General features: G+C 57.6%; 3 protein-coding genes, 1 tRNA gene and 1 pseudogene. 4 read left to right on the top strand and 1 reads right to left on the bottom strand.

Features of this window, described 5'->3' with window-relative positions; genetic code table 11:
- Positions 1-9 precede the first annotated feature (9 nt).
- Together EL18_RS17140 and EL18_RS18115 are read left to right on the top strand one after the other, a co-directional pair.
- Positions 10-86, top strand: a tRNA-Met gene (locus tag EL18_RS17140).
- Between the two features lie 379 nt (positions 87-465).
- Positions 466-726 (top strand): hypothetical protein, encoded by a 261-nt coding sequence (locus tag EL18_RS18115; protein ID WP_200875562.1) that lies wholly within the window; start codon positions 466-468, stop codon positions 724-726.
- Positions 727-762: 36 nt separating this feature from the next.
- Here the strand turns inward: EL18_RS18115 and EL18_RS18420 are convergent.
- A pseudogene (locus EL18_RS18420) lies at positions 763-1,842 on the bottom strand (recombinase family protein); the annotation flags it as partial.
- Positions 1,843-2,810: 968 nt separating this feature from the next.
- Here EL18_RS18420 and EL18_RS17115 point away from each other — a divergent pair.
- Both EL18_RS17115 and EL18_RS17425 read left to right on the top strand, forming a co-directional pair.
- Complete coding sequence (locus EL18_RS17115; RefSeq protein ID WP_051914478.1) at positions 2,811-3,737, top strand: hypothetical protein; 927 nt, start codon at positions 2,811-2,813, stop codon at positions 3,735-3,737.
- A gap of 500 nt (positions 3,738-4,237) precedes the next feature.
- Complete coding sequence (locus EL18_RS17425; RefSeq protein ID WP_161782013.1) at positions 4,238-6,676, top strand: AAA family ATPase; 2,439 nt, start codon at positions 4,238-4,240, stop codon at positions 6,674-6,676.
- Positions 6,677-6,996: the final 320 nt, after the last annotated feature.

Below are 6,996 nucleotides of genomic sequence, written 5' to 3'. Positions count from 1 at the left end.
GGCCGTCAACGCGGGGTGGAGCAGCCCGGTAGCTCGTCAGGCTCATAACCTGAAGGTCGCAGGTTCAAATCCTGCCCCCGCAACCACCGAAACTTGAAAGCGCTCGAAAGAGCGCTTTTTTGATTCAAGCTCCTGCCTCACACGCTCCATGAAGCGCAAACGGTCGTCCACCGTCTGAAACGCGCCAGTTTCCCGCTTCTTCACAAACTCTTGGTGATAGCCCTCCTTCAGGCGGCGCTCCTCCTCACGCCAGGCTTCCAGCGTGGCAAGCACGGTCGCGAGATGCCCATGGATGGTGAGGTCGACGCCCTTCTTATCTCTGGGCGCAACGATGACCTTCTGGATGAGACTGCGTGCCAGCTGAATAAAAGCCTGCTTGACCTCATCATTTGCATTGACCGCTTCGGCGCTACAAAGAACCTGCAAGCTTGTCTTGAACATGGAAGGTGAGAGGATCAGCGGTGATTGAGCGCCTTGTGTGTTGTCTTCCGGAAAGTTGTTCAAGTCCACTTTGAGCGTCTCGCGCTCTGCTTCCAGCTTTTCGATGAGACCGGTCAGCGTCTCGAGCGGTCCACCTGCACCATTGGCAATGGCCATCGCCAGATTGTTGACCTGTTCGTCAATCTTGACGAGCTTCTTCTCGAGCGTCGTTCGAGCCTTCCTCCGCGTTGCTCGGTCAGCCTCGACCTTGTCGTTCAGTTCGCGACGCATATCTTCCAGACTTGACGGGTTGAACAGCGATTCTGGAAAAGCCTTGATGACCCGCTCCTCAATATGAGAACGGACGACGGTCCGGCTGTTGGAGCATCCAAGCTTCTTTTTGTGATTTGTGCAGCCGTATCTGTCCTTCGCCATGATGGCATAGGGGCCACCACATTCAGCGCATTCCAACAAGCCGCTCAGCAAATAACTCGGTCTGTGCGACCGGTTGAGCGGGTTGGTCAGGGTTCGTTGGTGAATATCCTTCACCTCACTCTGCTTTGCCTTGACCTGATTCCAGAGGCTGACGGGCACGATCTTCAGCTCAGGAACCTCCGACGTGATCCACTGGTCATTGCCGTTTGGTCGCGCCTGGCGCTTCTCTGTCTCCGGATCCTTCGAAAAGCTCTGACGGTTCCATACGATGCGCCCGAGATAAAGTTCGTTGTTGAGAATACCGGTGCCACGGGAGCCGTGGCCTCTGATTGCCGTATCGCGCCATAGCGCACCACGCGGTCCAGGTACTCCTTCTTCGTTCAGTTCGGCGGCGATCTTTTGCGGTGACTTGCCGTTCGCATAGTCCGTGAATATGCGCAGGACGATGTCTGCCTGTTCGGGGACGATCTCCCGGTGACCGGGGATGCGATCCCCCTTGGCATCATAGAGGCTCTTCACTCTGTATCCGTAGCTCAATCCTGCAGCGACGCGGCCCTGCTTTACCACATGCTTCATGCCGTCATGCGTCTTCGCCGCAGTCTGGGCAATGAAATCCTGCGCGATCGTCGCCCTCAATCCGAATTCGAGGGAGTTGACCTTGCCGCTTTGGCTCGTGTGCAGTTCGATCCGGTGGTGGGTCAGCGTCTTGTAGATGTGGTGGCTGTGCTCGGAATCTCGCGACAGGCGATCCGTCGCCGTACATAGCACGATGTCGACACCGCCCTGTTTTACCCGCCGCAAAAGGTTCTGGATGCCAAGCCTGCTCTTGAAGCTCGTACCGGTGACAGCCTTGTCGCTGAAGACGTGCTCGACAATCCACCCGTGGCGCTCCGCATAATCGCGACAAGCGCTGATCTGCGCGTCGATCGTCTCCTCGTTCTGCAGGTCCGTTGAATAGCGCGCGTAGATGATTGCGTTCTTCGGCATGATGCGCCGCGGGCTCCGTTCAAGTAAAAGGCTTCGGCGGCATGATAGAGACGAAAATTTTCGCCGGGAGCCCAGAATCTGATGCGGTATCTTTGCTGCGACAACCCCTGCGTTTGGTTTAACGCTGGCGCGAAATATTATGCTCGATCTTTAAGATGTGAAGCAGGCCGTGTTCTCAGTACAAAAAGGGAGAAAGCGTGATCGCCTGGAGCGACTCGTGTCCAAAGCTCCGTCTGGCTTCCACCCGCGGCTTGACAACGCCACCAACTAGTGGATGCCATTCCGTCGGCGGGAGCATTGAGACGGCGGTCGCCGATCGCACCACCTTCAACCTGGTATACCGCTACTCCGACTACGGAACAGAAGACTTTGACGTCATTGGCTTCGAGGTTGATCCGTCCGCGCACACAGTTCGTGCGGGTCTGAAGTGCAAGCTGATGTAGTTCCCAAGACCTCCAATTCTGGGAGGATTGAGCCCGAGCTATGCCCTGGCTCTTTTTTTGTCAGCACATCGAAAGAAGTCCAGCGCCTGTACTTGTCGCCGCCGACGCCGCGGCCTGAGCCCGCCGTTAACCATGCGATCGCGAAAGTCGCGGGTCGGCAAAATTGCAACTTGTGATCCGGGTTAAAGCGATCCACATTCACTCCTGCTCCTCATGCCGGAGCAGACAAAGTGGCCTCCGCGAGTGCTGGTAACACTTGCGAAGGCCTGACCCGCAACCTTAGTCAGAAGGCATTGGGCTATGAAAACTGCTAGCTTATTCGCTTCCTTGATGGAAGCGCTTCTCCCTCCAGATTACGTGCATGAGCGCGCGCGTATAGCGTCACGCTGCCGCTCAGGCTGAACTCAGCCGCTCATCTTCATCTGCAGATGTCATGCCGTGTCACTCTGCTCCTCTTTGGGTGCGGAAGCGATCGCGATCGTCTGCAGCTCATGTACCGCAACTGATCTCGTTGGAGTTCCTCCCATGTCGCATGCACATCGTGCTGCCGCGCGCAGCGCATCCGTTTCCCATATGGCTCTCGGCCCGTCCTCCGTTCCTCCGGAGCTGGAACCGATCCTCGCAGGTCTGGTGAAGCAGAGTTTCGAAAACATCCGCTCCGGAGCATACAGGGAAGATGAGGTCTTTGGCGACTATGCAGACCTCAACTTTCTGGTTCGTGCCGTCACCTTCCACGAGGGGAAGCTCCTTGAGGCCGGGCTTGAACGTATTGCAGCACTCAACCCCGATCTGCGGGTGGTCCAGCTTGCGGAACCGCTTCCCATTGTGCCCGCTGCACTTGAGCTGTTGGAGCGCAATGACTGGGCGACACTTGAAGCCATTGCCTTGCCATCCGAGGTATTCGCCAAGACGAGCTATATGCCTGATCTGGTCATCGTCGATCGAGTGGCGCGACGGGCGCATATCCTCGACGTGAAGCGATCGCTCTCATCGTATCCGGAGAACAAGATCAAGAACCTGCGCAGGAAAATGATGGCCTCGGCTCTTGCTGCTGGCGATGTTCTCTACAAGCAGGGACTGCGCGGCATTGAAGAGATCGATGTCGCGATCATTGACGGCTCTAGCGAACAGAGCGAACCGCAGCGCGGCATCTTTGCGCTGCGTGAAGTGGGTGATCTGTTTCGCCTGAGCTATGCGGGCGAGGCTATGCTGGGACTGCGTCGGCTGTTCGCGCAACGCGTGCGCGAAGAAATGAGAGAGTTGTGTCTGCGTATGGCAGGTGTAGGTGATGCTCCAACTCCTCCGCGTCCTACTGACTTCACGGATGAAGCAGAAGACAAGGCAGAAGCTGACGATCAGCAGGATCATGATGCCTCAGGCACAACGATTCCACGGATCCGAGTCGGATTTCCACGCTGCCTTGGCGCGATAGATCCCGCTGGTCGCGCCTGAAGCGCCACCAGCACGCTTTCCGATTTCCATCTTCAATCTTATCAGCGCGGGCGCAATCGCCGGCGGCCGGAGGCTCTTGCCATGGACGAACTTCAGACGACCTTATTCCCCAGAAGCATTGGCTTGACCCTGGATGATTTGCGCGAGGGGACGCATTACGAACGCGAGTACAGACGCGACAGGTCCGCGGGTGCTGTAGGCGCTGCGATCCGGATGGCGCGATTGGGTCGCCACCACAATCTACCGATGGCCAACTGGGTCTTGCGCAGGCTCGTGGAGATGGTCGATGAAGGTGACCCGACTGCGATCCTAGTCTGGCATTGGCTTGCGTCGCGAGGTCAGCTCGCCTCGGATCAGCGGCATAGACCGAAGCTTAAAGTTGTCGCAGGAGAGGGGGCATGAGTATGGCTTCTCCCCACGCTCCGGTTCGGGACCGACTCCTTCGCTTCTGGCTCCGGCGTCTGCGGCATCAGACATACAGGCACGCGCTGCAAGCTGCGGTGAATCTGAAAGTTCTTCAGCGCGTCACCGCGGGTGAGGACGCACCCGTGCGCTATGCACCGGGACACAAAAGTGAGGTTTTTCTGAGGGGTGGACTGCGCCGGAAGTTGCGCCTGGAGATGATCGCTTGCCTCGCCTTCAACGGCGACGAGGAAGACGAGGTTTTCGGCAAGAAGACAGACACGCTGATCGGCCCTGATGACGATGAAGAAGGGGCAGATGCGGAGCAGGTGAAGGAGCTTCTAATTGCTGTCCATGACGCTGTGGAGCCTGCTTTGGCCGCGGAGATCGCCACCATTCTAATGCTTGGCGATGCGGCTGCGCACAGTGGCCATTCACTGACGGACCTGTACGCCTTGCTGTCACGGCCCCGACCTGTTGTCGCTCTGGAAGGAGCCGTTCCTGGGTTCGAACGATGCTGCTCGCATCTTCTACGCCGCGGGATTCTGCTGCCGCGTCCGCTCACCATGATCCCCGTGGATCGTATCACTCTCGACTGGGCTGCACCTTCAGTTATGCGGCCCTACTCGCCGCGACTTACAATTTTGATTGAGTCTTCTTACGAGATCTCTAGACGAGACGTCGCACGAGGACTGCAGCATGCTCCGACCACTGGGTTGCCGCTGCTGGCGATCGCGGATCACCCCGATCTCCTGCCAGAGCGACTGGTGCAGTCGGCTGATCTGAGGCTCAGCTGCAATCCGCTGTCACCAGCACTGTTGAAAGAAGTTGCGCGGCATGTCATCGGCGCGGCAGATGATCTGGATATGCTGGATGCCGTGAGTCCAGAAGACTGCAGTACACTCTCTCTGGATGATCTGCTCTGGTGCATTCGGCCTGGCATGAGCGGCTCGGAGGTCCTCAAGCGGCTTCAGGCAAAAATTGCCCAACCACCTGAAAAACACTCGGCTCAGAGCAAGAAGAGCGCTCGCAACGCTCCCTCATCGCACAGCAGAACTGCAGACACAGGTGGTGAACTCATTCAGCCTGCTGCTCCGGATGATGAGAATGCCCTGCGGGTGGAGGCGCTCTCCGGCTACGGCGAAGCTGCGGAGTGGGCTATTGCTCTGAAAAATGATCTCGTCCTTTGGCGCGAGGGGCAACTGGAATGGCAGGACATGATCACGCGCCTCCTGCTTCACGGGCCCCCTGGAACAGGCAAAACAACTTTTGCCAAAGCACTGGCAAATAGCCTTCAGCTGCCTCTGCTGGCTACATCCGTGTCAACCTGGCTGGAGCCGAGCGCGCTCGGCGAGGTGCTGCAGCGGGTGCGGGAGACTTTTGAAGAGGCTGAGCGGCATAGACCGATTGTCTTGTTTATCGACGAGATTAACGGCTTTGGCACAAGAGGAGGGCACAAAGACAGGGATAGTTCGTACTGGAACTCTTTCATCAATAAGGCGCTCGAGCTGCTGGATGGTGCCGTCGCACGTGAGGGGGTAGTCATCGTTGGTGCCACCAACAAACCGGAGCTGCTGGATCGGGCCCTCGTTCGTGCGGGCCGCCTTGAGACACACATCGAGATCCCGCTCCCGGATACGAAGTCTCTCTCGGGCATCCTGCGGCATCATCTTAAGCGCCATCTTCCGATTGAAGGTGCCGAAATTGAGCAGCTCCTACGCATCGCCCGCCGCGCCAATGGCATGAGTGGTGCCGATATCGAAAAGCTGGTGCGGGAAGCGCGGCAGAGGTCTCGCCGTGAGGACCGCGCGGTGACGCTCCATGATGTCGAAGCGCGGATCAAGAATCGGTTGCCTCAGCTGGATGATGGACTGCGGTATCGCTTCGCAGTGCATGAAGCCGGACATGTCGTCGCTCGGACCCTGACGGGCGTAGCCGAGGTTGAGTTGGTAACGATCGAGGGATCGGACGGACGGCCTTACACGCAATCCACGTTCCATCCGGACGTCATGCATCACGAAGAGGGTCGAAAAAGCCTGATCTGGTCATATGTTGCAGGTCGAGCGGCTGAAGAGGTGGTAGTGGGTAGACCAACGCTCGGCGCAGGCGGCGGTCCGCAATCTGATCTGGCTCAAGCAACGGCCTTGGCCTTCTCTTTGGAAGCATCGGTCGGCGTGGGAGCTCGTCAACCATTCGTCTACCGATCACCTGACACCTGGGAGGATGCTCTAGCAAGCGATCTGGAATTGCGAGCGAGAGTGAGTAGACGTCTCGATGAGGCTTATGCAGAGGCGCTTGCCTTGGTTCGACAGAATGTCAGGGGGATCAAGATCGTTGCTGAAGCCCTGCTTGAGCACGGGACTCTTGAAGGCGAACCGCTTGCCCGGGTGCTCGAGAAGGTGCGGCAATGCGCAATGATGCGTGATGAGATGCAGCCAACCCATGATGCAGTGCCTGCAACGCGAAAAAATTTGAGATGTCTGGATTCAGGATCGGTGGAAGCCGATTCCGCAATGCGGACCAGCGATTCCGGATGATGGAAAAGCGATTCTGCCAGCTGAAGAATGCATCTCCACGTGCAGGCAAGGCATCTTACTTTGAAATAAATTGAGATCTTCGGATTCTGAATCAGGGACAAGCGATTCAAATCTCTGGCAAGTCGATTCCGAGAAGGAGGAAAACGTTACTCCGGCGAACGACGTGCGCGGGGAGAAGGGCAGGGAGGCTGTCGCTGTTCGTGCAGCAGTTGCCTCCTTGTACGACTTTCGTCGGCTTTTGTTCCTTGCATGGGTATCCCTCATCCTTGTCTCGTAGTGACGGGACAGAGGAGAAAGAGCATGCCCCGAGCAGTAAGGTC

Origin of the sequence: Nitratireductor basaltis (assembly GCF_000733725.1) — a bacterium.
Lineage (GTDB): Bacteria > Pseudomonadota > Alphaproteobacteria > Rhizobiales > Rhizobiaceae > Chelativorans > Chelativorans basaltis.
The sequence above is the reverse complement of the archived record's forward strand: the minus strand, read 5'-3'. Positions and strand labels throughout refer to the sequence as shown.